This is a genomic window from Nocardia sp. NPDC003693, from assembly GCF_053981095.1.
Genome location: NZ_JBSFNO010000031.1, coordinates 48,332 through 73,990, shown reverse-complemented (window position 1 = coordinate 73,990; position 25,659 = coordinate 48,332). Strand labels below are relative to the sequence as shown.

The window sequence follows — 25,659 nt, the reverse complement described above, 5'->3', positions numbered from 1 at the left end:
CGCGCCCGGAGAATCCGGTTGGCAAACTAAATAGTTGGGGCGAGTCGGACCGATCGGTACGCCGTGTCACGGTATTTTCTCCCAGGTGAGACCGTATCAGGTAGCCACCGAGACGATCACCGTACTGGTCGCCACCACGGTCGCCGGCCTTTCGCTGGCCCTGCCGATCGACTTCGGCTGGACGTCGGAGTCCTCGGCGCTGCAACTGGATCTGATGGCCTACAGCCTGCCGCGGGCGGTCGGCGCGGGCGTCCTGGTCGGCATGATCGCCGCGGTGCTGATCACCACGCTCGGCAGCATCGTCACCGCGTGGGGCACCGCCCTCGCGGGGCTGGTGGTGCTGACCGCGAATCATCTCTACGGGGAGTCCGGGGACGTCTCCGCCTCCCTGTCCACGATGAACTTCATCGATTCGCTCGCGGGTGGCCTGGTTCTGGGCGCGCTCGGCGCGGCGGTGCTGCATCATCGGCTGCCCTCCTACGGCTGGACCCTGGGCGTCCTGATCAGCGTGCTGCTCGGTTCGGTGAATCCGATGCCGTTCGCGGGCGAGGTGCTGGGCCGGAATTTCCCCAGCGCCTGGGAGTCATTGGACATGCCGCCGCTGTGGATGATCGAGGTGGCGCTCGTGCTGGTGGTGATCGGCACGCTGGCCAATCGCCATCGCGAACCCGCGGAGCGGCCGTCGATCGAGCTGCCGCTGGCGCCGGTGCTGGCGGCGGTGGTGCTGGTGCTGGTCACGGTGGCGAGCGCGGAATGGCTGTCGCGCCACGGTGACTCGCTCGCGGCGGTCGGGCTCGCGGTGGTCACCACGCTGACGACGGCGATCATCGCGGCGATGCTGCTGCCCGGCCGGGACGGCGAAATCGTGCTGGCGGCGGTGGCATTGAGCGCGGTGGGCTCGGCGTCGCTGGCCGCGGAGCTGCCGGGCTGGTCCATCCCGACCGCGGTGGCCGTCGCGGTGTTCGGGATGTGGTACGGCAGCCGGCGGGGTTCGCTCACGCTCCTGCTGCTGATCCTCGTGGTGCTGGGCATGTTCACCGCGATCACCGCCGAGAGCGATCGCGCGTTCTTCACCATCGGCGGCACCCTGGTGCTGGCGTGGCTGGTCGGCTACGGCTTGACCGCCGCGACACCGCGTTTCGTGCCGAGCCGGGTGCTGGGCACGCTGGTGCTGTTCATTCCCTCGGCGGTGCTGGGCCTGCGCGACTACTCCGCGCGCGGTCACTACGCGATGCAGGATTCGAGTCAGGCCGTGGTGTGCACGGTGACCCCGCAGGATGCCTCGGTTCCGGCGTGGACCGGTGTGCTCATCGCCCTCGGCTGCATGGTCGGGTTGCAGGTGCTGCGCCGCGGCCGCCCGCTCACCGAGAAGCCCGGCGAGGCCGGCGCTCCCGCGGTTCCCGCCGAGGACTGATTCCGGCCCGGGTCAGGCGCGCACGGCCGCCTGCGCGGGTGCGGGGGCGGGGGTTTCGGCGAACCAGGCACGGTGGAACGCCCAGATGTAGGCCGCGAACACCCCGAGGATGACGATGCCGGCCGGTACCGGATTCTCGGCGATCGGCACGGACAGGTAGCGGTAGGCGATCAGCAGTGCGGCGAACAGCGCCGCGCCGCCGCCGACGAGCTGGATCCGGATCCGGTCCCAGCCGCGTTCGGGTTCGCGCAGCGCCGATTCCACCGCCATCAGCAGTACCGCGCCCGCGACCAGGTCGGCGCCGTAGTGGTAGCCGAAGCCGAGGGTCGCGCCGAGGGTGGCCAGCAGCCAGAAGGTGCCGCCCCAGCGCAGCCAGGTGGGCGCGCGCGAACCGTCGGCGTCGCGGCGCGAGTGGATGAAGATCGACAGCGCCCAGGCGGTGTGCAGCGAGGGCATGCAGTTGCGCGGGGTGATGGAGTCGAAGGGCAGCGCGCCGGGCGTGAAGTCGATGGGCGGCACCACATTCGGCCAGTAGTCGCCGAGCGAGAAGGCCTTGCCGTCGACGCCGTACACGAACATCGGGCCGACCACCGGGAAGATCACGTACACGATCGGCCCGACGAGTCCGATGACGAGGAAGGTGCGCACCAGGTAGTGCGAGGGCCATACGCCGGTCTGCTGTACTCGGCGCAGCTGCCAGATGGTGACGATCATCGCGGCGACCGGCAGTTCGATGTAGACCCAGTGCAGCACCGCGTAGAGCACCGGCCCGGCCCAGTCCACGAATTGCCCGACCACCCAGGACGGGTCGCCGAGCGCGCGGTCGACGAGGACGACGTGCTCGTCCAGCACGGCGGGTCCGGCGATCATGGTGAAGTACAGCCAGACCTCGGCGACCTTGCTCGAGAGGGTGAGCAGGATGCCCAGCGCCGCGGCGTGCAGCGCGTTGGTGCGTTCGGTTCCCCGCCAGCGCCACAGCGCCAGCGCCACGATGGCGGTGAGCACGATCACGGGGCCGTTGCCCAGTGCCAGCGGACCGCCGGTGAGGGTGCGCACGGCCTGATAGGCCAGATCTATGCCCAGGGCCGCGCCGAGCGCGATGCCGCGCCGCCGCCACGACAGTCCGATCATGGCCAGGCCGAGACCGGCCCAGGGCACGGTCACCGATCGGGGTGTACCCACGTAGTCGTAGAGCAGGCTCTGCAGTGGCCCGACGAAATCGTTGCGGCTCGCGACGACCTGAAGTGCGATGAGCAGCAACAGGATCGCGGCCAGGCCGACGACGATCCGGACACGCCTCGACGGCACCCACATCCGGCCCCCGCCCGCCCCACCGCCCGATTCGGGACGCGGATCGTCGAGCAACACCCAGCCATAGTAAACGTGTCGTGAACGGAGCCGGCGTGGACGGTGGCTATCAGGTATTCAGTTCCTTGACGAGCGAGTCGACGACGGCGACCAGGTCACCCTGGGCCGCGGCGGCCACCCGGCGCTGGCGCTGGTAGGAGGCGCCGCGCTTGGGAATGTCCGCGACCATGGCGAGTTCATTCTCACAGCCGAGGCTCTTGGCGGTCGGCTCGAGGCGGTTGAGCAGTTCCATCAGGTCGTCGGTGACCAGGCGCTCGTTGCTGGCGGCGTCGGTGATGATGATGGCGTCGAGCCCGTAGCGGGCGGCGCGCCACTTGTTCTCCTGCACGTGCCACGGCGGGATGGTCGGCATGGTCTCGCCCGCTTCGACGCGGCGGTCCAGATCGACGACCAGGCAGTGGATCAGCGCGACCAGCGCCGAGAGTTCGGTGCGGCTGGGGGTGCCGTCGCAGACCCGGACCTCGATGGTGCCCCATTTGGGGGCGGGGCGGATGTCCCAGTGCATGCCGCCGATCTGTTCGAACACACCGGTTTTCATCTGGTCGTGCGCGAAAGATTCGAACTGGGTCCAGTTTTCGAACTGGAACGGCAGTCCGGCGGTGGGCAGCTGCTGGAACATGAGCGCGCGATTGCTCGCGTAGCCGGTGTCCACCCCCGCCCACATGGGCGAGGAGGCCGAGAGCGCGAGCAGGTGCGGGTAGGACAGCAGCAGGCTGTTGAGAATCGGGAAGACCTTCTCCGGGTGCGAGATCCCGACGTGCACGTGCACGCCCCAGATCAGCATCTGCCTGCCCCACCACTGGGTGCGCTCGATGAGTTCGTCGTAATGCGCACTGCGCGTGAGCTGTTGGGTGGACCACTGCGCGAAGGGGTGCGTGCCCGCGCAGAACAGGTCGACGCCGAGCTCGTCGGCGGCCCGGCGCACCACGTTCATGGTGCCGGACAGCTCGTCGACGATCTCGCCGACGGTGTCGTGCTTACCGGTGACGAGTTCGACGGTGTTCTTCAGCAGCTCCTTGGTGATCTGCGGATGGCCGTCCCAGGCCCGCAGGTCACCGCAGGCCTCGAAAACCGCTGCGGCGGTGTTGGACAGGTCGCGCGTCTGCTTGTCGACGAGCGCGACTTCCCACTCCACGCCGAGCGTGGGCCGGGGCGAACTATTGAAGTGGACCTTCGAACTGCCTGCCCCGGCCATATCTCACCTTGCGTTATGCGATGACGCCGCAGGCGGCCCGCGCACCAGCGTCACCGGTCGCCTGTGTTTCGGCGTCGGGTCCGTTGGCACCGCCGGGCTGCGTGTAGCGGCTCGGAATATTGCCGAAGTTGTCCGCGCTCGCGTGGATGATCAGGGCCTTGCCCTTGAGCTCGTCCAGCGTGACGGAGTCGGTGGTGGTGGTCAGCTTCGCCGTGCCGTCCGAACGCACCGAGAGAGAGGTGAGATCGCCGCTGGCGGGCTTGGCGTTCTGGTCACCGACCTGCAGGTGACCGCCGGCGGAGAGGAAGTCGCCCGCGGGACCGCCGGTGGGCGCGACCGAGTTCGGCTCACACTTGCCGAACTGGTGGAAGTGCACGCCGTGGAAGCCGGGCTTGAGGCCCTGGGCCTCGATGGTGATCTCCAGGTGGCCGGCGACCTTGCCGATGGTGACGGTGCCGACCGACTGGCCGTTCGAGTCCTTCAGCGTGGAGCTGACCGATTCGGTGGCCGGCGCGCCCTGTTCGCCACCGCCGCCGCTGCCGTGCCCGCCGTGTCCGCCCGCGGGCGCGGGGGAACTGGTGAAGACCGGCGGGGTCGTCCCTTTGACGTCGCTCGATTCCTGGTTGGCGGTGCAACCTGTGAGAGCGAACGCCGCGACCGCGAGCACGGGGGTCACAGTCCGCCAGGACGGGCGACGAGTTGTGGACGAGGCCATCGGGGGAACTCCTTTACGAGTCCGAGTTTACGGAAAGCTGGGTGAACATGATTGCCACTCGGTCAAGATGATGCCAGAGGCGTGACCCTTGCCCGCGCAGGGGCTGGCCGGGTGTTCACTCCGTCGCCGTGCGTGTGCGCCCGCTCCCGCGAGACCTGCTCAATTACCCGTGACGATGACGATGATTCCGGTCGGGGAGCCCGACAGACCCGGAATGCGCGGTTCGGCGGTGGCGCCGATCTCACCGGCGATGGCCATGGCGGCGGCCTTCTCGGCGGGCGAAGTCCCGTAGTACACCGTGGTATTGGGGATCGTCCCGGCGCCGTAGTTGCCGGTCTCGGCGACGTTCCAGCCGCCCGCGGTGAGCTGGTTCGCGGTCTTGGCGGCCAGCCCGGCGACCATGCTGTTGTTGTAAACCCGTACGGGGATGGACTTGTCGACCGCGCCGCCCGCGGGCGGGGTCGTCGTCACCGGCGGCGTGGTGACCGGCGCGGTGGGCTCCGTGGTGGCCGGCGGGGTCGTCGCCGACACCGGCGGCGTGATGGTGACCGGCGGCACGGCGGACGAAAGATTAGGCGCCACAGTGGCACTCGGCACGACCGTGGTGGTCTCGGGTGCGGCGTCGGTGGTCTCGGAGTCCGAACTCGACAACGACATCGCACCCAGTCCGGCGAACACGATGGCCAGCGCGATCAGCACCATGGCCAGAGCCCGCAGCGGCGGACCGCCGGCCGGCGTATTCGGATTGCTCACGATGTCGAGCCTAATCGTTGGGGGCGCTCATCGCCGGTATCGGGCAAGCCTGCATCGGGAGTGACCGTAGCGGTACGGCCGGCGCCGGCGCCGGTGAAATCCGAATCCCGGTTCACACCTGGAATCCGAGACGGCGTGCTGCCCTGGTCTTCTGGCGACTCGCGCGCAACCGCCGCAGCCGCTTCACCAGCATGGGGTCCGCGGCGATGGCCTCGGGCTTGTCGACGACCGCGTTCAGGACCTGGTAGTAGCGGGTGGGCGAGAGGTCGAAGAGTTCGCGGATCGCTTCCTCTTTGGCCCCCGCGTACTTCCACCATTTGCGCTCGAAGTCCAGGATGTCGAGTTCGCGTCGTGAGAGGCCGTGCGCGCCATCCGCTTCGGGGGCGATACCGCTGGCCGCGATGTCCGCGCTGACGGAAGGGTCTTCCCCGCTAGCGGAAATGTCCCGTGCCGCTGCGCTGTCCATAGTGCTCCCTCGCCGAGTGGTCACCAGACGAATATGGTGCTTGTACGTCGCCGCCCATTCAACCACGCGGCCGGAGGTTCCCAGCGCGTACCGTTCGGCGTGTTTCTGTGATTCAACCCCGGCGTGTCGCTCCCGGAATCGTTCCGTCTGCTTTGCCGGAAAGCATGCCTCGAGCCACCGACAACAGGTCCCGGACGCGGCGCGGCAACCACCCAGTAGGCTTACTGACATGGCTATTCTCCCGATCGTCATCGTCGGCGACCCGGTTCTGCACAACCCGACCGAGAAGGTCACGCAGACCCCCGAGGAACTGGCCGAGCTGATCGCGGACATGTTCGACACCCTCGATGCCGCGCACGGTGTCGGCCTGGCCGCGAATCAGGTCGGCGTGCCGCTGCGACTGTTCGTCTACGACTGCCCCGACGCGGGCCCGGACGGCGCCATGGTGCGCCGCCGCGGCGTCGTGGTGAATCCGGTGCTCGAGACCTCCGAGATCCCCGAGACCATGCCGGATCCGGACGACGACGAGGAGGGCTGTCTCTCGGTCCCGGGCAAGCAGTTCCCCACCGGCCGGGCCACCTGGGCCAAGGTGACCGGCACCGACGAGCGCGGCGAGCCGGTCGAGATCGAGGGCACGGACTTCTTCGCCCGCATGCTGCAGCACGAGGTCGGCCACCTGGACGGCTTCCTGTACATCGACGTGCTCATCGGCCGTCATGCCCGCGCCGCCAAGAAAGTGATCAAGCGCGCGGGCTGGGGCAAGCCGGGCGAGAGCTGGGTGCCCGGCACCGTGCCGGACCCCTTCGGGCATGACGACTGATTCCCCTCCGCCCGCCGGGGACGACCCCGCGGACGCGACGCTGCCACCACTCGGACGCCGGGTGGTGGTGCGCTATCGGCTGCCCGAGGGCTATCCCCAGCCGCTCACCGATGTGATCGGCGAGCTGACCGCGACCGATCCGCTGACCGTGCGTACCGCCGACGGGCAGGTGGTCTCGGTCGCCCGCGATCGGGTCGTGGCCTGGAAAGAGCTGGGCCCCAGGCCCATTCGGACCAGCGAGATCCGGGCGCTGGAGGCCGCGGCGGCCGACGGCTGGCCCGGGTCGCAGCGCGCCTGGATCGACGGCTGGCTACTGCGCGGCGGCCAGGGCTACACCGCTCGCGCCAATTCCGCTGTGCCGCTGGGTAGTTCCGGTAATCCGGCGCTGGCTTCGGCGGAGACGCTGCATCGCATCGGCGAGTGGTACACCGCGCACGGCCTGCCGTTGCAGCTGGTGCTGCCGGATCGGCTGGCCCCGGTGCCGCTGGACTGGCGCAGCTGGGGCGAGACCGTGGTGCTGGCCCTGGACATCGAGACCTTCGTGCTGCCGCCGGGCGTGCCCATGGTGCGTATCGCGGCCGAACCCGACGGCGGCTGGCTCTCGGTGCACCGGCACCGGGGCGGGGACGCCGGCATCGGCAGGCCGCCGGTGGTGGAGGTGCTGACCGCGGTGCGGGACGGCGAATTGGGTTTCGCCACCCTGGGTCTGCCGACGCCGCTGGCCATCGGCCGGGCCGCTGTCACCACCGCCCCGGACGGGCGGCGCTGGGTGGGGCTGAGCTGCGTGGCGGTCGCGGACGGGCATCGCAGGCACGGGCTCGGCTCGCTGGTGTGCGCCGAGCTGATCCGCTGGGGCCATGCGCGCGGGGCGACCCACGCCTATGTTCAGGTGGCGGCGGAGAACACGGCCGGGCTGGCGCTGTATCGCGAGATGGGGTTCCTGGATCACCATCGCTACCGGTACGCCGCGCCCTGATCCGCGCTCTCCCGCCGGGGTACTCCCCCGGTATGGCCCGGCGTCCCGTTGAAAGACCCACGTATCGAAAGGCTTTGCTGTGCGGCTCGCGACCTGGAACGTGAATTCGATTCGCTCCCGGCAGGATCGGGTGCTGTCCTGGCTCGATCGCAACGACATCGACGTGCTCGCCATGCAGGAGACCAAGTGCAAGGACGAGCAGTTCCCGTTCGAGGCGTTCGAGGCCGCCGGGTACGAGGTCGCGCACGTGGGGCACAGCCAGTGGAACGGGGTGGCGATCGCCTCGCGGATCGGGCTCTCCGACGTGGAGATCAATTTCCCGGGTCAGCCCGGGTTCGACAGGGACGCGGGTGAATCGCTGCTGAGCACCCCGGTCGTGGAGGCCCGCGCGCTCGGCGCGACCTGCGGCGGGGTGCGGGTGTGGAGCCTGTACGTCCCCAACGGGCGCGCGCTGGCGGATCCGCACTACGAGTACAAACTGGAATGGCTTGCCGCGCTGCGTGCCTCGGGCGCGCGGTGGCTCGCCGAGGATCCGGACGCGCGGATCGCGCTGGTGGGTGACTGGAACATCGCGCCGACCGACGACGACGTGTGGTCGCCGGAGTTCTTCGAGGGCAAGACCCACACCTCGGCCCCCGAGCGGGCGGCGTTCGCGGCGATGGTCGAGACCGGCTACAGCGATGTGATGCGCCCGCTGCACCCGGGCCCCGGGATCTATACCTACTGGGACTACACCCAGCTGCGCTTCCCCCGTAAGGAAGGTATGCGCATCGACTTCATCCTCGGCTCCCCCGCCTTCGCGGCCGCGGTCACCGACGCGAACGTGGACCGCGAGGAACGAAAGGGCAAGGGCGCCAGCGATCACGCCCCGGTGGTCGCCGAACTCGCCGACTGAGACCCGCTCAGGCCGGACGCGCCTTGATCGCGTCCCGGGATATGAACACGTCGTAGGTACCGTGGACCGCGATCACCGCATTGCCGTTGGCGGACTTGACGAACGGCCTGGTGTACCAGGTCTCGTCCTTCATGTCCTCGAAGAAGTCGCGGTCGCCGCCGTTGAGGAAGATGTGGTTCTGCTTGGTGGCCACGCCGTCCAGGCGCTGCCCGTAGAGCCGGGTGACCTTGTAGCCGGCGTTGAAGCCCAGCGCGTTCACCCACGGCTCGAGTTCGACGATGTTGGCCTGCAGCACCCACATGTCGCCCTCGACTTGGTATTTCAGGCGCTGCTCGTCGTGTTCCTTGTCGCCGAACAGGGTCAGGTCGACGTCGAGCAGGTGTTCCTGCCCGGCCACCGGGGTCACCACGATGCGTGCGGCCTTCACCTCCCCCGTGAGTCCGAGGAACATCTGCAGCAGGGTGGTGATCCAAAGGATCACCGCGGCAACGAGAAGCAGCGAGACCGCGCCCATGCCACGCCCGAGCAGAACCCGGAAGCCGACCTGGCGAGCCTTGACGAGCGCGGTACCGATGAGGGCGATCGCCGCGACGACGAGCACCAGCAGCAGGATCTGAATCCAGCCGAATGTCACGGGAAAGACCATGCGGTAGTTGTACCCCCTCGACGGGGCCCAACACACCAGGTCATGAACAGATTCTGCGTGTCATTCCGGCGAGCCCCCGGACACGCCGCCGAGACACGCTGCCGGTAATGAGAAACCCGGATGATTCACCCCCGAATCCCGCTTCCCCCTGCACAATCCGGCCCCGCAGGCCACGACGCATCGGCGAGCCCCTACCCCTTACGCAATCCGGCCCCGCACCAACGGTGCGGGGCCGGGAGACTCACAGAGAGATCAGAAAGCGCTTTCGTCCAGCTTCATGATGTCGTTGTCGACGTTCTCGATGATCGTGCGGACGCTGGTGAGCAGCGGCAGCTTGTTCTTCGCGAACCAGGACGCCGCCGCGACCTTGCCGGTGTAGAAGTTCTGGTCCTTGGCCGCGGCGCCCGCCTCGAGCGCGGCCGCGGCGATCGCGGCCTGCTCCAGCAGCCGCCAGCCGATGACGAGATCGCCCACGGCGTACAGGAACCGGACCGAACCCAGGCCGACCTTGTACAGCTCTTCCGGGTTCTGCTGCGCGGCCATGAGGAAGCCGGTCAGGGTCGCCGCCATGGCCTGCACGTCGGCCAAGGCGGTGGCCAGCAGCGCGCGCTCGACCTTGAAGCCGTCCGGGCCGTTCTCCGCGAAGGTGTTGATCAGGCCCGAGACGTGCCCGAGCGCGACGCCCTTATCGCGAATGATCTTGCGGAAGAAGAAGTCCTGCGCCTGGATGGCGGTGGTGCCCTCGTACAGCGAGTCGATCTTGCAGTCGCGGATGTACTGCTCGATCGGGTAGTCCTGCAGGTAGCCCGAGCCGCCCAGGGTCTGCAGCGATTCGGTCAGCATCTCGTAGGCGCGGTCGGAGCCGCAGCCCTTGACCAGCGGCAGCAGCAGATCGTTGACCCGCTCGGCGGTTTCGGCGTCGACGCCGTAATTCGCCTGTGCCACATCGGCGTTCTGGTAGGAGGCGCAGTACATGTAGAGCGCGCGCAGGCCCTCGGCGTACGCCTTCTGGGTGGCCAGCGAACGACGCACGTCCGGGTGGTGAGTGATGGTCACGCGCGGCGCGGCCTTGTCGGTCATCTGCGTCAGGTCCGCGCCCTGCACGCGCTGCTTGGCGTACTCCAGCGCGTTCAGGTAGCCGGTGGACAGCGCGCCGGTGGCCTTGGTGCCCACCATCATCCGCGCGTTCTCGATGACCTTGAACATCTGGGCGATGCCGTTGTGGATGTCGCCGACCAGGTAGCCGACGGCGGGCAGGTCCTTGCTGCCGCCGAAGGTGATCTCACAGGTGGGCGAGGACTTGATGCCCATCTTGTGCTCGACGCCGGTGACGAGCGCACCGTTGCGGGCGCCCAGGGCCATGGTCTCGGTGTCGAACAGGAACTTGGGCACGATGAACAGCGACAGGCCCTTGGTGCCGGGTCCGGCGCCCTCGGGCCGGGCCAGCACCAGGTGCAGGATGTTCTCGGCGGTCTCGCCGACGTCGCCGCCGGAGATGAAGCGCTTGACGCCCTCGATGTGCCAGGTGCCGTCGGGCTGCTGCACGGCCTTGGTGCGGCCCATGCCGACGTCGGAGCCGGCGTCGGGCTCGGTGAGCACCATGGTGCCGCCCCAGCGGTTCTCCCACGCGTACGCGCCCCAGCGCTGCTGCTCCTCGGTGCCCTCCTCGAAGATCACCTTGTGCATGAGCGGGCCCATGTTGAAGAAGGAGGCCGAGTTGTTGGCGGCCACGATCATTTCCTGGATGCCCCAGATGAGGGCGTTGGGCGCGGGCACGCCGCCCATTTCCTCGGACATGCCGAGTCCGGAGTAACCGGCCTCGTTGACCGCGGCGACGGTCTTGCGCAGCGGTTCGGGCACGCTGATCTCGTACGTGGCCGGATCGAAGACGACGGGGTTGCGGTCACCGTCGACGAAGGATTCGGCGACCGGTCCCTCGGCGAGGCGCAGCGCCTCGGTGAGCATGTCGCGGGCGGTCTCGCTGTCGAGATCGCCGTAGGCGCCCTGATCCAGCAGCGCACCGATTCCCAGTACCTCGAACAGATTGAACTCAATGTCTCTCAAGTTCGCCTTGTAGTGGGACACGGACTGGCCTCCTAGCCGAAGTTCGAGTTGTCGAAAAGAAGGCTGCCGTACGTTCGTTCTGCTACGCAACCGTAGGTAGACGTACCCCAGGTCACACCGGGTGGCAACCTCCTGGCGAACGAACGCCGGTTAACCGGGAGCCGACCCGATCAGCCTCGATAGCCGATCGGCCCGACGATTCCCGGTTACCCGGCCGGGTGGTTCAGGCGGTCGGTCGCGCGGCCCGCCCGTAGCGCCGTTTGGCCTCGGCGGGGGTGATGGTCACCGGATCCACGGGCACCCCGGCGGTCAGGTGCTGGCCGAGCAGCCTGCCGGTCATCGGCCCGATGAAATTCTTGGCGACCTTGAGTTCGAGTTTGTCGTTCGCCAGCGCTCGCATGGCCGTGCGCACCGCGGGCGGATAGGCCTTGTCGACCACACCGGGCTGATCGAAGCCGCCGGTCCGGCGCATCCACTCGGGCAGCGTGGCGATGGCCGCGGGCGCGACCAGCCGGCTGCCCGACCACAGCTTGAAGCCCTTGTCGCGCGGGGTGAACAGCAGGTAGTGCATGCCCTCCCAGGCCCGCTCGGAGCAGGACAGCCGGGGCCGCACGCGGGCGAAGTACTCCCGCACCTCGGCGCGCGAGGTCGGGACGTCCGCCGGCCTGCAGGTCTGCAGCTCGGCCGCGACGACGCATTCGGCCCAGTACCGCCGTTCCTCGTCCTCGCTGAGCGGGCCCGGGCCGTACATCTCGTAGCACTTGAGCACCGAGTGCCAGCCGGTGACGTGGATCCACAGCTGCGACTCGGGATCGTTCGCGCTGTAGCGCTTTCCGCTGATCGGCTCGATGCCGGTGGCCTTGGCGTGCACCCGCATGAGGTGATCGGACGCCTCCACCGCCATGCGGCTGTCACCGACGGCCGCGATGAGGAAGTAGGCGAAGGTGTGGTCCAGCCGTCCGCGCGGATCGCTGTAGATGCCGCCCACGTCGGCCACCGCGGCGGTCAGGTCCGGGTCGAAGTGCTCGAGGACCACCGAGCGCTGGAAGCCGATCAGCGCGGTGGGCGCGGTCCAGACCTTCCAGGTCGGTGAATCCGGGCCGAAGAACCCGTAGTCCACCTCGCGGATGCTCCGGGCGGGCGCGTCGAATTGCGGACGGGAGATCGCTGCCTTCATGGTCGGCCTGCTCCTTTGCAGTATTCCCCGGCGCGCTGGGCGAACAGCGCACCGGGAAGCCGTGTTTCATACATCGACGTAGAATTTGCTGTGTCTGTTTTGTCGGGTTAGCGAGTCTGCTCCGGAGTCTCGCAGGGCCGATCAGGGATTCATGGCGTACACGCCCGAAAGACCCCGGACCAGCTTCACCACCGCGTCGAAACGGGCCTGCGACGGCACCGGGCGCCGCACCAGGTCCAGGGCGCGGGTCTGCTGCGCCCTGGACGCGGAGGGTTTGCCGTGCAGGGTCACCGCGTGGCCCGACACGTCGCGCACGAACAGGTCGAAGAGCTGGTCCAGCACGGCCGGGTCGGTGCCCTCGATCTCGGCCTGCTCCAGGATCAGCTGGGCATACGGGATCACCGTGAAGAGCTCGCCGAGTCCGAACAGGAAGTCCACGTCGGTCTGCTGCGCTGCGGTCGGGGTGGCCACCGCGAGCAACGTCTGCAGCGCCTGCGCCTGCTCCAGGAACACCGCGACGTTGGGGAGGTGGGCGAAGCGGCGGAAGATCGGCCGCCAGTCCGCGAAGCGGATCCGGCCCAGCCCGCTGCTCGGGCCCTGCCGGAACAGGAACTCGTCGTCCGCGGCGTCGCGGCGGGTCGGCACGGGAGCGTATGCGGCGCTGTCGAATTCGGACTTGAGCCGCGGCACGGCCTTGCTCGCGGGCCCGGTCGCGCGGCGGCTGGTCCAGCTCAGCGCGTCGGATACGCCGCGCACCAGTCCCTTCGGCGCGGCGCCGGCGCCGGGCAGGTAGCGCAGCGCCACCAGCCCGGCATCGGCGGGGTGGAACATGTAGTTGGGCATGAACTTCAGCGACAGCGCCATGTTCACGTGCACCGTGCCCTCGAGGCGGGGCAGCCCGAACATGGGCGGCAGGGCCATGGAGAAGTAGGTGTCGTTCTCGAACCCGCGCGCGGCGATGACGTCGGCCAGGTCCTCGAAGAGCTGCTGCCCGTTGCGGGTGACCGACATCTTCTCGATGGCGTTGAACAGCAGGTAGCGGCGGTCGCCGGGTCCGGCCGAGCGCATGTAGTCGATGGCCCGCTCGCTGTAGAGCTTCATCCCGATCAGCCGGGCGTAGTTGTCCGCCAGCAGCGCCTTCACCTGCGGGAACTCGGTTACGTTGTGGCCGAACAGCATTCGGTTCTCGGCGTGCGTGACGCCCTCGTACATGGCGTGCTCGCAGGCCCCGACCGCGCCGAAGCCGAGGTTGAACTTGCCGACGTTGACCGTGTTCATCGCGGCGTCGAAGGCGGCGCGGCCGGTGTGCAGGATGTCGGACTCGGCGACCGGGTACTTCTCGAGATCGAAAGCGGCCACGTACATCTGGGAGTCGACGACGTTCTTGCGGAGCTTGTAGTTCTTGTGCCGGGAGTCCGCGGCGAAGAACAGGTAGCCCGAGTACTCCTCGTCGGTCATCTTCCGCAGGAAGTCCGAGCTGTCGATGATGGGCTTGTCGGCGCGGCGGCCGAAGACCGAGACCATGCTCGCCTGGTTGCCGTTGCCGATGTAGTACTTGCCGCCGGTGGCGGTGTAGCCGCCGCGCGCCTTGGGCTCGAGCACCATGTCGGTGGAGTACACGTCCGCGCCGTGGTCCTGTTCGGACAGCCCGAACGCGAAGATCTCACCGGAATCCAGGTCGGCGGCGGCGCGCGCCTTGGCCTGCGCGTTCGCGCTCTGCCAGATCGGTCCGAGGCCGAGGATCGTGACCTGCCAGACGTACCAGTACTGCATGCCGTAGAAGCCCAGGATCTTGCTCATCATGGCGATGCGCGCGGTGTCCCAGCGCTTGTTCGGGTCGCCGTTCGCCTCGGCCGCCGGGGTCAGGAACGTGGCGAAAACGCGCTCGCGCTTGATGAAGTCGAGGAACTCCGCGTACCAGACGCGATCGCGCGCGTCCGCGAGCAGACGAGCCTTGCCCCGGTCCTCGAACCACGCGATGGTGGCGCGCAGCAGCCGCCGGGTCTCGGTGTCGAATTCCGCGAACTCGTAGGTCGTGGGATCGAACAAGGTCTGCGTCATATTCCGTCTTTCCTCGGGCCCGGTCGTCCGGTGCGCCACCTCTTTCCTTCGTGAATGTAGCATTTTTATTCGTCGCTGTAGGAAATGATCTCGCAACGCGGCGGGCACACGAAGGCCACATACCGGGCGGCCTGCTCGGGACCGCCCCCGACCTGCCGATCCGTCCTCCGGATTCGCTGCTATGGTCGGTGCTCATGGGCACCGAATCGGCTGTACGACCCCGCCAGCGTGCACGGCATCTGGGGCCCGAACGCCGCCGTCCGCAGGTGCTCGACACCGCGCTCGAGATCGCGGCCGGGGACGGCATCGCGGCGGTAACCATCGCCGCCGTCGCCGATCGGATGAAGGTCACCCGGCCGGTCGTCTACGCGTGCTTCGCCGATCGGGTCGAGCTCATCGAGGCGCTCATCCAGCGCGAGGAATCACTCATGCTCGCCGGGGTGCTCGAAGCGCTGCCGCGCCGCCGGGTCGAAGCCGACGAGGCGGTGTTCGTGGAAGGTTTCCGGGCGCTGCTGCACGTGGCCACCGCGCGCCCCGACGGCTGGCGGCTGCTCTACGGCAATCCCGATCCCGCGGTCGTCAAATCCTTCGGCCGCGGGCGCGATCTGGCGGTCGAACGCTGCACCCGGCGGCTGCGCCCGACCCTGCGCGCCTGGGGCACCACCGACGCCGAGCAGAAGCTGCCCGCGCTGGTGGAGCTGTGGGTCTCGGCCGGTGAGGGCGCGGTGCGCACCATGCTCGGCGATCCCGGCGAGTGGACGCCGGACACCCTGGGCGAGTTCGTGGGCGCGGCGGTGTACCGGGCCCTGCGGCACGCCTGAAACCCGGCCCGCCCGGCAATCCGGTGGCTACGATGGGGACCGACGACCATCGGTGCGCGGGAGACGGTGATGACGTTCTATCGGCAGGTGGGGGTGGTGCCGCCCAAGCGGCATACCCAGCATCGTGATGAGCAGGGCAGGCTCTATTACGAGGAGCTGATGGGCGAGGAGGGTTTCTCCGGCGACTCCTCGCTGCTCTATCACCGCGGATTGCCGCCCGCCATCGTCGATTCCACCGTCTGGGACCTGCCCGATCAGCGCACCTTTCCCAATCATCCACTGCGGCATCGGCATTTGAAGCTGCACGAGCTGTTCCCGGAGTCCGTTCTCGCCGCGACCGACGTGGTCACCGGCCGGCGCCTCATTCTCGGCAACGCCGACGTACGGATCTCCTACGTAGCCGCACTCGCCGAATCACCGCTGTACCGCAATGCCATCGGCGACGAACTGGTCTACATCGAGTCCGGGTCCGGCGTGGTGGAGACGGTCTTCGGCGCGCTCCGGGTGCATTCGGGACACCAGGTGCTGCTCCCGCGCGCCACCACCCATCGCTGGCTGCCCGACGGCCCGGAACCCTTGCGCGCCTATCTGATCGAGGGTTCCGGCCACATCACCCCGCCGCAGCGCTACCTCTCGAAGTACGGGCAGCTGCTCGAGCACGCGCCCTACTGCGAACGGGATCTGCACGGCCCGGCCGAACCGCTGCTGCGCACCGGCGCCGACGTCGAGGTCCTCGTCAAACACCGACCGGCGGGCGAGATCGCCGGGACCCGAATGGTGTACGCCGAGCATCCCTTCGATGTCACGGGCTGGGACGGCTGCCTGTATCCGTTCGCCTTCGACATCGCCGACTTCGAGCCGATCACCGGCCGCGTGCATCAGCCGCCGCCCGCGCACCAGGCGTTCGCCGGCCAGAATTTCGTGGTCTGCGACTTCGTGCCGCGCAAGGTGGACTACCACCCGCTCTCGATACCGGTGCCGTACTACCACTCGAACGTGGACTCCGACGAGATCATGTTCTACTGCGGCGGAAACTACGAGGCGCGCAAGGGATCCGGGATCGGCCAGGGCTCGGTGTCGGTGCATCCCGGCGGGTACGCGCACGGCCCGCAGCCCGGCGCCTACGAACGCAGCATAGGCCTGGAGTTCTTCGACGAGCTGGCGGTCATGGTGGACACCTTTCATCCGCTGCAGTTGGGTGCGGCGGCCCTGGCCTGCGAGGACCCGGGATACGCGTGGACCTGGTCGGGGCGCGGCCCCGACCGGGAGTGGATCTGACAGCGACACAATCGGTGGATCGACAGCGGCGAGTGGGTGGGAAGGTGCAGGGGTCATGAGCAGTCGCGTACGTATCGAGGTGCCCGAGGACTCGGGTTTCGGCCTCGCCCATCTGCCCTACTGCGTCTTCCGGCCGCTGGGCGGCGAGCCGCGGGTTGGTGCGCGGCTCGGCGATTCGGTCATCGATCTGGCGGTCGCGCTGGACGATCCGATGTTCGCGCGGTCCAGCCTGAACGCCTTCATGACCCAGGGTCCGCAGTGCTGGCGTGAAGTGCGCGACCGGGTGCGCACGGCCGCGGAGGGCGAATTGCCCGCGGCCGCCGTGCACTCGGTGGTCGCGGTGCGCCTGGAGCTACCCGTGGAGATCGGCGACTACGTCGACTTCTACGCCAGCCTCGACCACGCCACCACCATGGGAGAACTGCTGCGCCCCAAAGGGGAAGCGCTGCTGCCGAATTGGCGGCACCTGCCGGTGGGGTACCACGGCCGGGCGGGCACCGTGGTGGTGTCCGGCACCGAGATCCGGCGCCCGCACGGGCAGTACCGGACCGACTCCGGCGCACCGGATTTCGGGCCGAGCCGGCGCCTGGACATCGAGGCGGAGCTGGGTTTCCTGGTGGGTGCGGGCTCGCCGCTGGGCAGCCCGGTGCGCACGGCCGATTTCGACGCCCACGTCTTCGGGGTCGCGCTGGTCAACGACTGGTCGGCGCGCGACATCCAGGGCTGGGAGGGTCAGCCGCTCGGCCCGTTCCTGGGCAAGTCGTTCGCAACCACGCTCTCGGCCTGGGTGACCCCGCTGGACGCGCTGGACGCGGCGCGGATTCCGCTGCCGGCGCAGGAGCCGCGGCCGCTGCCCTATCTCGGCGACGGCGAGCCCTGGGGGCTGGATATCGAGGTGCGCGTGGACTGGAACGGGCAGCGCGTGTCCACTCCCCCGTTCGACCGGATGTACTGGTCCCCCGCGCAACTGCTCGCGCACATGACGGTGAACGGGGCCTCCACCCGCACCGGCGATCTGTTCGCCTCGGGCACCATCTCCGGGCCCGCGCGCGATCAGCGCGGCTCGCTGATGGAGATGAGCCGGGGCGGCAGCGAGCCCATCGATCTGAACGGGGTGCGGCGCACGTTCCTCGAGGACGGCGACGAGGTGAGCATCACCGCCGTCGCGCCCGCGGTGGGTGGCGGCACGCTCGGGCTCGGCGAGGTGCGCGGCCGAATCGCCGGCTGATAGCGGCCGGGCATGGGCATGACCATGGTCACTGGACATCGCTGAAGCCAGAAGTTGAACGCTACCGTTCCGAAGTCAGAAGACCTCGGAGGGTGCGCGTCAATGTTGACCAGTCTTGCCCGGACCGCCATGGCACGGCCGCGCGCCGTCCTGGTGGCCGCGTTGTTGCTGATGATTATGTGCGGCGGCTTCGGCGCCACCGCGAAGTCACACATGGTCGGCGGCGGCTATCTCACCGGTGAACTGGAGTCGGTGCAGGCCAACGAGTTCATGGCCGACAGCTTCCCCGACGGCAATCCCAACATCATCGTCATGATCACCTCCGAGGGCGGGGTGAACAGCCCGGAATCGCGCGCCGAGGCCCAGCGCATCACCGATCTGCTCACCGCGGACCCCGAAGTGACCGGCGTGCAGTCCTATTGGACGAGCACCACCGCGCGGCCCGATCTGGCCACCGGCCTGCGCAGCAAGGACAGCAAGCGCGGCCTGATCATGGCCACCCTCCAGGGCACCGACAACGAGGTGCAGATCGCCGCGAACGCCCTGAGCGCCGAACTCAACGGCGACCGCGACGGCGTGCAGGTCCGGACCGGCGGCATGGCGGGCACCTTCGCCGACATCAACCGGCAGGTCGAGAAGGATCTGCTGGTCTCCGAGGCGATCGCCATCCCGATCACGGCCGTGCTGCTGGTGCTGGTGTTCGGCAGCGTGGTCGCGGCCATGCTGCCGCTGGCGGTGGGCCTGTTCGCGATCGCGGCCACGCTCGGCATCCTGCGCCTGCTCACGATGGTCATGGACGTCTCGCTCTTCGCGCTGAACATGACCAGCGCGCTGGGCTTCGCGCTCGCCATCGACTACAGCCTGTTCATCGTGAGCCGGTACCGCGAGGAGGTCGCCGCGGGCCGAGATCCCAAGGCGGCCATCGCGCGAGCGGTGCAGACCGCCGGGCGCACGGTGGTGTTCTCCGGGCTCACCGTGGCGCTGGCGCTGGCCGCGCTGGCGGTCTTCCCGCAGCCGTTCTTCAAGTCCTTCGCCTACGCCGGCGTGGCCGTCGTGCTCGCGGCGGTCGCGGCCTCGGTGGTGCTGCTGCCCGCCGCGCTCGTGCTGCTCGGCGATCGAATCAACGCCTGGGATCTGCGAAAGCCGGTGCGCCGCCTGCTCGGTCGCGGCGAGAGCGCGCCGAAGCCGCCGGCGGAGAGCTTCTGGTACCGCCTGGTGTCCGGGGTCATGCGGCGCGCGCTGCCGGTCTCGCTGGTCACCGGCGCCCTGCTGCTGTTCGTCGGATCCCCGTTCCTGTCGGTGCATTTCGGCACGCCCGACGACCGGATGATCGGCACCTTCGCCTCCAGCCGCCAGGTCGGCGACGCCCTGCGCTCGGACTTCAACGCCGACATGGCCTCCAGCGCGGTCGTGGTGCTGCCGGAGTTCCGCGGTTCGGCCGAGCAGATCGGCGCGTACGCCAAGGCGCTGTCGGCGGTGCCGGGCGTGCCGGCCGTGCTCTCCAGCGATGGCGTGTACATGAATTCGGCCAAGATGGCCCCCGGCATCGCGACCATGTCCGGACCGCACGGGGCCTACCTCTCGGTGGGCACCACGGTCGCGCCGTATTCGCAGGAGGGCGAGGATCAGCTCGCGGCGCTGCGCGCGGTGCAGGCCCCGGGCCCGGTGCTGTTCGGCGGCGCGGCCGCGCTGAACGAGGACACCATGGATTCGGTGATCGACCGGCTGCCGCTGGCGGGCGCGATCATCGCGATCATCACCCTGATCCTGCTGTTCCTGTTCACCGGCAGCGTGGTGCTCCCGTTCAAGGCGCTGATCCTGAACGCACTCTCGCTCACGGCCACGTTCGGCGCCATGATCTGGATCTTCGAGGACGGGCACCTGTCCGGGGTGCTCGGCTTCACCCCGACGGGCAGCACCGATCTGTTCATGCCGGTGCTCATGTTCTGCATCGCCTTCGGCATGTCCATGGACTACGAGGTCTTCCTGCTCTCCCGTATTCGCGAGGAGTGGCTGGCCTCGGACCGGACCAGCGCCGCCAACACCCATTCGGTGGCGATGGGCGTGGCCCGCACCGGCCGGATCTTCACCGCCGCGGCCGGTTTGATGGCGGTGGTCCTGCTCGCGGTGGCCACCTCCGAGGTGACCGCGATGAAGCTCTTCGGCATCGGCCTGGCCCTGGCGGTCATCGCGGACGCCACGGTGATTCGCGGCCTGCTGGTCCCGGCCCTGATGCGCCTGATGAGCACCGGTAACTGGTGGGCGCCCAAACCCCTTGCCGCGCTACACAAGCGGATCGGGCTGGAAGAGGAAGTCCCGGACACTGCTGCCGCGCAGCCTGTTCCGGAGCCCGCGCTCGCCAAATAGGCCCCCGGGCGGCCCGCGCACCGACACCAGCCGGATCGCGGGCCGCGGCGGTGCACCCCGATGACCCGATAAGCGGGGGCAGCGCGGCGAGGGTTCGAAACGATAACTTCATCTCGGCTCCCCTGAACCGAATACACCGAGGTATCGAATGAACAAGCGCATTGCCGGCATCGCCCTCGCGGGCGCCCTGCTCGTTCCCGCCCAGCTGGCCGCGTCCGCGATGGCCACCGCCGCCGCGCCGCAGGCCGCGAGCCCGATCGGCTCGTCGGATTACGGCTGCACCTCGTCGCAGCCGCCCACGTGCAACCCGGCGTTCCTGCAGTTCCTGCTGCCTCTGCTGACCGGATCCGCGTCCGGATCCGCCAACGGCGGGAAGTAGCGCCACGCGCATCCCGGCCGGGCCGGGCCGCCCCCGGCCACCGGGAACAGATACGCGGGCCGATCCTTTCGGATCGGCCCGCGTTGCGTTTCCGGCGCTAGCGCGCGGCCTGCCGGCCGACATCCACCACGATGACGAAGCGGGTCAGATCCTCGGTGAGGGTCTCCACGCTGTCCGGATCGCCGCCGTCGTCGTGATGATTCAGCCAATCGGTGACGAGTTCGAACATGCCGCCGACGGTGGCCAGGCTCAGGGCCAGATCCTGGCGCTCGTCGAGCGCGGCCCGATCCGGCCACTGCTGCGCCAGGAAGGCCGCGGCCCAGCGGCGGTTGGTGCGGCGCTGGGCCTCGACCGCGGGCGAAATGCCGCCCGCCTCACCGAAGGTGACCTTGGCCAGCCGGGAGTCGTCGGCGATGGCGTGCACGAACGCGCCGATCACCAGGGGCAGCCGGTCGTGCCAGTCCAGCGTGGCCGCTTCGGCCGCCACCTGCGCCACCCGCTCCTGAATGTCGTGCGTGATCTGCAGCAGCAGCGCGGTGTAGCACGATTCCTTGCTGTCGAAGTGGTCGTAGAAGCCCTTGGTGCCGACGAAGGCCGCCTGGCAGATCTGTTCGATCGAGGTACCCGAATAGCCCTGCCTGGCAAAGAGTTCGGTGGCGGCGGTGAGCAGTTGACGACGGCGCTGCGCACTGCGCTCATCGGCGTCGAGGCCGCGAATACGGCGCCGCACGGGGGTCCGATCCGGTGCCGCGGCTGGGTTGCTGCGGGTCATGCCCACAGATTAGCGGCCGCCTTTTCAGAAAGACATCTTGTTGGCAACCGGGCACCGTGCTGTAATCGCTGTCACGTCGAGGAGAGGGAACAGACGTGGCAATCATCGGGGATCACCGGCGTCGGGGGTGGCGCCGGCTGACCGCGCTCGCGCTCGTCGCGGCGGTATCGGCATCGGCGGCAGTACTGCTCGGGGGAACGGCGACCGCGCCGCGGGCCGCCGCGCAGCCGCTGCCGCTGAACGTGGATCCGTTCTACAGCGCACCGGAGGGCTTCGAATCCCTTGCGCCGGGCGCGATTCTGCGCTCGCGCGAGGTGCAGCTCGCGGTGCTGACCGTCCTGCCGGTGCGGGTGCGCGCCTGGCAGCTGCTGTTTCGCACCACCGACCTGTTCGATCGGCCGACGGTGGCGGCGACCACGGTCGCGATTCCGCAGGGAGCGAATACTTCTCGCGGTCGGCCACTGGTCTCGCACCAGTTCTTCTACGACAGCACCGCGCCGCACTGCGCGCCCTCGTACGTCCTGCAGCAGGGCGGCGGGCTGCCCGCGCTGGAGGGCATCCACTCCACGGTCGAGTATCTGGAGCTGGCGGCCTCGATCAGTCAGGGTTACGCCATCAACGTGCCCGATTACGAGGGCCTGAACGGAAATCTGGCCGTGGCCAAGGAGCCCGGCTACATGATCCTGGACAGCATCCGCGCGGCCGAGGCGTTCGAACCGCTCGGGCTGGACGGCGCGAATACCCCGGTGGCCCTGTGGGGTTACTCCGGCGGCGGGATGGGCAGCGGCTGGGCCGCGGAGATGCAACCCACCTATGCGCCGGAGCTGAACATCGCGGGCATCGCGCTGGGCGCGCCGGTGTCGGACGTGGAATCGCTGCTGCACGTGAACGGTTCGATGTTCGCGAGCCTGATCGGCGTCGGGATCGCCGCGCTGCGCAACGCCTACCCGACGTTCGCCGAGACCACAGACCGGCACCTGACCGCCGAGGGCCGGGCGATCATGGACCGCACCGCGAACCAGTGCCTGGTGCGCAACGTGCTGAATCTGATGTTCACCGATTATCAACGGCTGCTGGATATTCCGATCGCGGACTTCCTGGCGCTGCCCGAGATCGCCGAGGTCTTCGATCAGACGGTGCTCGGCGGCACCGCACCGGCCGCGCCGATGTTCGTGTACCAGGGCGTCTTCGACGAGGCGGTGCCGTGGTTCACCAACGACCGCATGGTCGGCCGCTGGTGCGCGGCGGGATCCTCGGTGCTCTACAAGCGCGATCACCTCAGCGAGCACCTGACCCTGACCACCCTCGGCATGGCCGACGCCTTCAACTGGATCAAGGCCCGGCTAGCTCCGGGCGCGGCCGATCCGGTGGGATGCCGGACCGAGAACGTCGTCACGATGCTGGCGAACGTGGACGCCCTCGTCACCCAGACCGAGATCGGCCTGAACGCCACCTTCGGCGCGCTGGGCTGGCCGATCGGCCCGCGCGAGAACTGACCGCGCCGCCCCGCGCCCGGCCAACGAGGGCACGGCCCAGCGCGGAATCCGCGAAACCCCACGTCGACGGCCGTGCCCGGGTGCTTCCCGGGCACGGCCGTCCGGTTTGCGCGGGTATCGGCCGGTCCGCGCGGGTAGGTCTCGCGGGTTCCGGACGCCCGGTAAGGTCGGCTGCGGTAATCACTGCCAACGGGGGCTCGCACCAGCGGGCTGAGAGGACGGCTAGCCGCAAGGCGTCAGGGCCGTCGACCGTATGAACCTGACCGGGTAATGCCGGCGTAGGGAGGATTCTTTTCCATGTCGAATCGTGCCACCGGGACGTCCGCGCCCGTAGACACCGTGACCACCGGCCCCATCGAGGGCAGCGTCAAGCACTACGAACTCGTCGAATCCGACGGGGTCACGCTGCGCATTCCGGTGCGCCGGGTCAACCTCACCAACGGCGAGCATTTCGACCTGTACGACACCTCGGGCCCGTACACCGACGACACCGCGGTGATCGATCTCGAGGCCGGGCTGCCGCGCACCCGCGACTCCTGGGCCAAGCCCGATGTTCCGGGTCCGCGCACCCAGCTGGCCTGGGCGCGCGCGGGAATCATCACCGCGGAGATGCGCTTCATCGCCGCGCGCGAGGGCGTCGAACCCGAGGTGGTGCGCGAAGAGGTCGCGGCCGGGCGGGCGGTGATTCCCGCGAACCACAATCACCCCGAGTGCGAGCCGATGATCATCGGCAAGAAGTTCCTGGTGAAGATCAACGCCAATATCGGCAACTCGGCCGTGAGCTCCTCGATCTCCGAGGAGGTCGAGAAGATGGTGTGGGCCACCCGCTGGGGCGCGGACAACATCATGGATCTGTCCACCGGCAAGAACATTCACGAGACCCGCGAGTGGATCCTGCGCAACTCCCCCGTCCCGGTCGGCACCGTGCCGATCTACCAGGCGCTGGAGAAGGTGAACGGCGATCCCACGAAGCTGACCTGGGAGATCTACCGCGACACCGTGATCGAGCAGGCCGAGCAGGGCGTGGACTACATGACCGTGCACGCGGGCGTGCTGCTGCGCTACGTGCCGCTGACCGCCAAGCGCGTCACCGGCATCGTCTCGCGCGGCGGGTCGATCATGGCCGCGTGGTGCCTGGCGCATCATCAGGAATCGTTCCTGTACACCAACTTCCGCGAACTCTGCGAGATCCTGGCGAAGTACGACATCACCTTCTCCCTCGGTGACGGCCTGCGGCCCGGTTCGATCGCGGACGCCAACGACGAGGCCCAGTTCGCCGAGTTGCGCACCCTGGGCGAGCTCACGAAGATCGCGAAATCCTATGGCGTGCAGGTGATGATCGAGGGCCCGGGCCACGTGCCCATGCACAAGATCGTGGAGAACGTGCGGCTCGAGGAGGAGCTGTGCGAGGAGGCCCCGTTCTACACCCTCGGCCCGCTCGCCACCGACATCGCGCCGGCGTACGACCACATCACCTCGGCCATCGGCGCCGCTATCATCGCGCAGGCCGGCACCGCCATGCTCTGCTACGTCACGCCCAAGGAGCACCTGGGCCTGCCCAACCGCGATGACGTGAAGGTCGGCGTCATCACCTACAAGATCGCCGCGCACTCCGCGGACCTGGCCAAGGGGCACCCGCACGCCCAGGACCGCGACGACGCGCTGTCCAAGGCGCGCTTCGAGTTCCGCTGGCACGACCAGTTCAACCTGTCGCTGGACCCCGACACCGCGCGGGAGTACCACGACGAGACCATGCCCGCCGAGCCCGCCAAGACCGCGCACTTCTGTTCCATGTGCGGTCCGAAGTTCTGCTCGATGCGCATCTCCGCCGACGTGCGCGAGTACGCGGAGAAGCAGGGCCTGACCGATGTGGCCGCCATCGAGGCGGGCATGGCGGAGAAGTCGGCCGAGTTCGCCTCGACCGGCGGCAAGGTGTACCTGCCCGTCGTTTCCTGATCGGCGACGCGCTTCGGGCGCTGGATGATTCGACGCCCCGGAACGGATAGCGGCTGCGGCCCACCGGATTTCATCGGTGGGCCGTTGTCGTGTGCACCGGGTGCGCGGCAAGCGCTGCCGGGCACGATCCGGCTCAGCGGCGCTGCCAGCGATGGGCGAACTCGTCCGGTGCGGGCGGCGGCCCCGGCAGCTCGCCGACGGTGGCGAGCCCGTCCACCAGCAGGGCCAGCACGCGGCGGCGCAGCTGGGCGGTGCGCTCGGCGTCCGGCAGCGTGATGGCGGCGCAGGATTCGAGGATCAGCCCCACGTCGGCGACGGTGGCGGCGGGGCGCAGGCGGCCCGATTCGTGTGCGCGGCGCAGGATTTCGGTGTTGAGGGCGCCGGCCCGCTGGATGTCCGGCAGGATCGAATCATCCGGGGTGAAGGTCCCCGCGAGGTGCGTGGTCAGCGAGTGCACGTCCGCGTCCACGACCCGCTCGAGGAAGCCCACGAACCCGCGCCAGCCGTCGGAATCCTCCAGCGCCGCTTCGGCTTCGACGTTGTAGCGGCGCAGTCCGTCGTAGCAGAGGGTGCGCAGCAGATCCTCCTTGCCCGGGTAGCGCCGGTACAGCGCACTGATGCCCACCCCGGCCCGCTCCGCGACCGCGGAGATAGGCGCCTTGGGATCGGCCAGGAACACCTCGCGCGCGGCCGCCAGGATGAGTTCGTCGTTGCGGGCGGCCTGCGCCTTGCGGCCGGGCAGTCCGCGCTGAGCTGGGGTTTCGGAAATCTTCGGCATGAATCGAGGATAGCACTTGAACGGAATGATCTGT

22 protein-coding genes and 1 riboswitch are annotated in these 25,659 nt (G+C 68.8%); of the genes, 11 read left to right on the top strand and 11 right to left on the bottom strand.

Features of this window, described 5'->3' with window-relative positions; all coding sequences use genetic code 11:
- Positions 1–85: 85 nt before the first annotated feature.
- Positions 86–1,414, top strand: a complete 1,329-nt coding sequence (locus ACWDOP_RS28500; protein ID WP_456347494.1) for a hypothetical protein — start codon at positions 86–88, stop codon at positions 1,412–1,414.
- A gap of 12 nt (positions 1,415–1,426) precedes the next feature.
- Here the strand turns inward: ACWDOP_RS28500 and ACWDOP_RS28495 are convergent, their stop codons facing one another.
- The 5 genes from ACWDOP_RS28495 to ACWDOP_RS28475 form a co-directional block, all read right to left on the bottom strand.
- Positions 1,427–2,782 carry a DUF5933 domain-containing protein gene (locus ACWDOP_RS28495; RefSeq protein WP_456347493.1) on the bottom strand — a complete coding sequence of 452 codons (1,356 nt, stop codon included), beginning with the start codon at positions 2,780–2,782 and terminating at the stop codon, positions 1,427–1,429.
- Positions 2,783–2,831: 49 nt separating this feature from the next.
- Positions 2,832–3,977, bottom strand: a complete 1,146-nt coding sequence (locus ACWDOP_RS28490) for a glutamate--cysteine ligase (protein ID WP_456347492.1) — start codon at positions 3,975–3,977, stop codon at positions 2,832–2,834.
- A 13-nt stretch (positions 3,978–3,990) separates the two neighbouring features.
- Positions 3,991–4,692, bottom strand: a complete 702-nt coding sequence (gene sodC / locus ACWDOP_RS28485; protein ID WP_454204585.1) for a superoxide dismutase[Cu-Zn] — start codon at positions 4,690–4,692, stop codon at positions 3,991–3,993.
- Between the two features lie 159 nt (positions 4,693–4,851).
- A complete protein-coding gene (locus ACWDOP_RS28480) occupies positions 4,852–5,445 on the bottom strand; it encodes a LytR C-terminal domain-containing protein (protein WP_454204584.1) in 594 nt (197 codons plus the stop codon).
- A gap of 112 nt (positions 5,446–5,557) precedes the next feature.
- A complete protein-coding gene (locus ACWDOP_RS28475; RefSeq protein ID WP_454204583.1) occupies positions 5,558–5,911 on the bottom strand; it encodes a DUF3263 domain-containing protein in 354 nt (117 codons plus the stop codon).
- Positions 5,912–6,140: 229 nt separating this feature from the next.
- Here ACWDOP_RS28475 and ACWDOP_RS28470 point away from each other — a divergent pair, with 229 nt between their 5' ends.
- The 3 genes from ACWDOP_RS28470 (at position 6,141) to ACWDOP_RS28460 (ending at position 8,602) form a co-directional block, all read left to right on the top strand.
- Entirely contained in the window at positions 6,141–6,731 is a 591-nt protein-coding gene (locus ACWDOP_RS28470; RefSeq protein ID WP_454204582.1) for a peptide deformylase, read from the top strand.
- Complete coding sequence (locus tag ACWDOP_RS28465; protein ID WP_456347491.1) at positions 6,721–7,707, top strand: N-acetylglutamate synthase, CG3035 family; 987 nt, start codon at positions 6,721–6,723, stop codon at positions 7,705–7,707. Before ACWDOP_RS28470 ends, ACWDOP_RS28465 begins: the two co-directional genes overlap by 11 nt.
- Before the next feature lie 79 nt (positions 7,708–7,786).
- On the top strand, positions 7,787–8,602 hold the full coding sequence (locus ACWDOP_RS28460; RefSeq protein ID WP_456347490.1) for an exodeoxyribonuclease III: 816 nt from the start codon (positions 7,787–7,789) through the stop codon (positions 8,600–8,602).
- Between the two features lie 7 nt (positions 8,603–8,609).
- Here ACWDOP_RS28460 and ACWDOP_RS28455 read toward each other — a convergent pair whose 3' ends face one another.
- From ACWDOP_RS28455 to ACWDOP_RS28440, 4 genes are all read right to left on the bottom strand, one after another.
- Positions 8,610–9,248, bottom strand: coding sequence for a hypothetical protein (locus ACWDOP_RS28455; RefSeq protein ID WP_456347489.1), 639 nt, complete (start codon positions 9,246–9,248; stop codon positions 8,610–8,612).
- Positions 9,249–9,500: 252 nt separating this feature from the next.
- Complete coding sequence (locus ACWDOP_RS28450) at positions 9,501–11,333, bottom strand: acyl-CoA dehydrogenase (protein WP_456347488.1); 1,833 nt, start codon at positions 11,331–11,333, stop codon at positions 9,501–9,503.
- 202 nt (positions 11,334–11,535) lie between these two features.
- The gene (locus ACWDOP_RS28445; protein WP_456347487.1) at positions 11,536–12,489 is read right to left on the bottom strand and encodes an oxygenase MpaB family protein; all 954 of its coding nucleotides are present in this window, start codon (positions 12,487–12,489) and stop codon (positions 11,536–11,538) included.
- 141 nt (positions 12,490–12,630) lie between these two features.
- Entirely contained in the window at positions 12,631–14,550 is a 1,920-nt protein-coding gene (locus tag ACWDOP_RS28440; protein WP_456347486.1) for an acyl-CoA dehydrogenase family protein, read from the bottom strand.
- 194 nt (positions 14,551–14,744) lie between these two features.
- Between ACWDOP_RS28440 and ACWDOP_RS28435 the strand changes: the two genes are divergently transcribed.
- From ACWDOP_RS28435 to ACWDOP_RS28415, 5 genes are all read left to right on the top strand, one after another.
- Positions 14,745–15,371: a TetR/AcrR family transcriptional regulator gene (locus tag ACWDOP_RS28435; protein WP_456347485.1), complete on the top strand. Its 627-nt coding sequence runs from the start codon at positions 14,745–14,747 to the stop codon at positions 15,369–15,371.
- Between the two features lie 69 nt (positions 15,372–15,440).
- On the top strand, positions 15,441–16,649 hold the full coding sequence (locus ACWDOP_RS28430; protein ID WP_456347484.1) for a homogentisate 1,2-dioxygenase domain-containing protein: 1,209 nt from the start codon (positions 15,441–15,443) through the stop codon (positions 16,647–16,649).
- Positions 16,650–16,704: 55 nt separating this feature from the next.
- Entirely contained in the window at positions 16,705–17,877 is a 1,173-nt protein-coding gene (gene fahA, locus ACWDOP_RS28425; RefSeq protein WP_456347483.1) for a fumarylacetoacetase, read from the top strand.
- A 102-nt stretch (positions 17,878–17,979) separates the two neighbouring features.
- Positions 17,980–20,244, top strand: coding sequence for an MMPL family transporter (locus tag ACWDOP_RS28420; RefSeq protein ID WP_456347482.1), 2,265 nt, complete (start codon positions 17,980–17,982; stop codon positions 20,242–20,244).
- A gap of 148 nt (positions 20,245–20,392) precedes the next feature.
- Positions 20,393–20,623 carry a hypothetical protein gene (locus ACWDOP_RS28415; RefSeq protein WP_454204571.1) on the top strand — a complete coding sequence of 77 codons (231 nt, stop codon included), beginning with the start codon at positions 20,393–20,395 and terminating at the stop codon, positions 20,621–20,623.
- Positions 20,624–20,720: 97 nt separating this feature from the next.
- Here ACWDOP_RS28415 and ACWDOP_RS28410 read toward each other — a convergent pair whose 3' ends face one another.
- On the bottom strand, positions 20,721–21,395 hold the full coding sequence (locus ACWDOP_RS28410; RefSeq protein ID WP_456347481.1) for a TetR/AcrR family transcriptional regulator: 675 nt from the start codon (positions 21,393–21,395) through the stop codon (positions 20,721–20,723).
- 95 nt (positions 21,396–21,490) lie between these two features.
- On the opposite strand from ACWDOP_RS28410, the gene ACWDOP_RS28405 reads away from it, so the two are divergent.
- Entirely contained in the window at positions 21,491–22,891 is a 1,401-nt protein-coding gene (locus ACWDOP_RS28405; RefSeq protein ID WP_456347480.1) for a lipase family protein, read from the top strand.
- Positions 22,892–23,070: 179 nt separating this feature from the next.
- Positions 23,071–23,193, top strand: a riboswitch (TPP riboswitch).
- A complete protein-coding gene (thiC, locus tag ACWDOP_RS28400) occupies positions 23,189–24,847 on the top strand; it encodes a phosphomethylpyrimidine synthase ThiC (protein WP_456347479.1) in 1,659 nt (552 codons plus the stop codon). It overlaps the preceding riboswitch by 5 nt.
- Positions 24,848–24,980: 133 nt before the next feature.
- Here the strand turns inward: thiC and ACWDOP_RS28395 are convergent, their stop codons facing one another.
- Positions 24,981–25,625: a TetR/AcrR family transcriptional regulator gene (locus ACWDOP_RS28395; protein ID WP_454204566.1), complete on the bottom strand. Its 645-nt coding sequence runs from the start codon at positions 25,623–25,625 to the stop codon at positions 24,981–24,983.
- Positions 25,626–25,659: the final 34 nt, after the last annotated feature.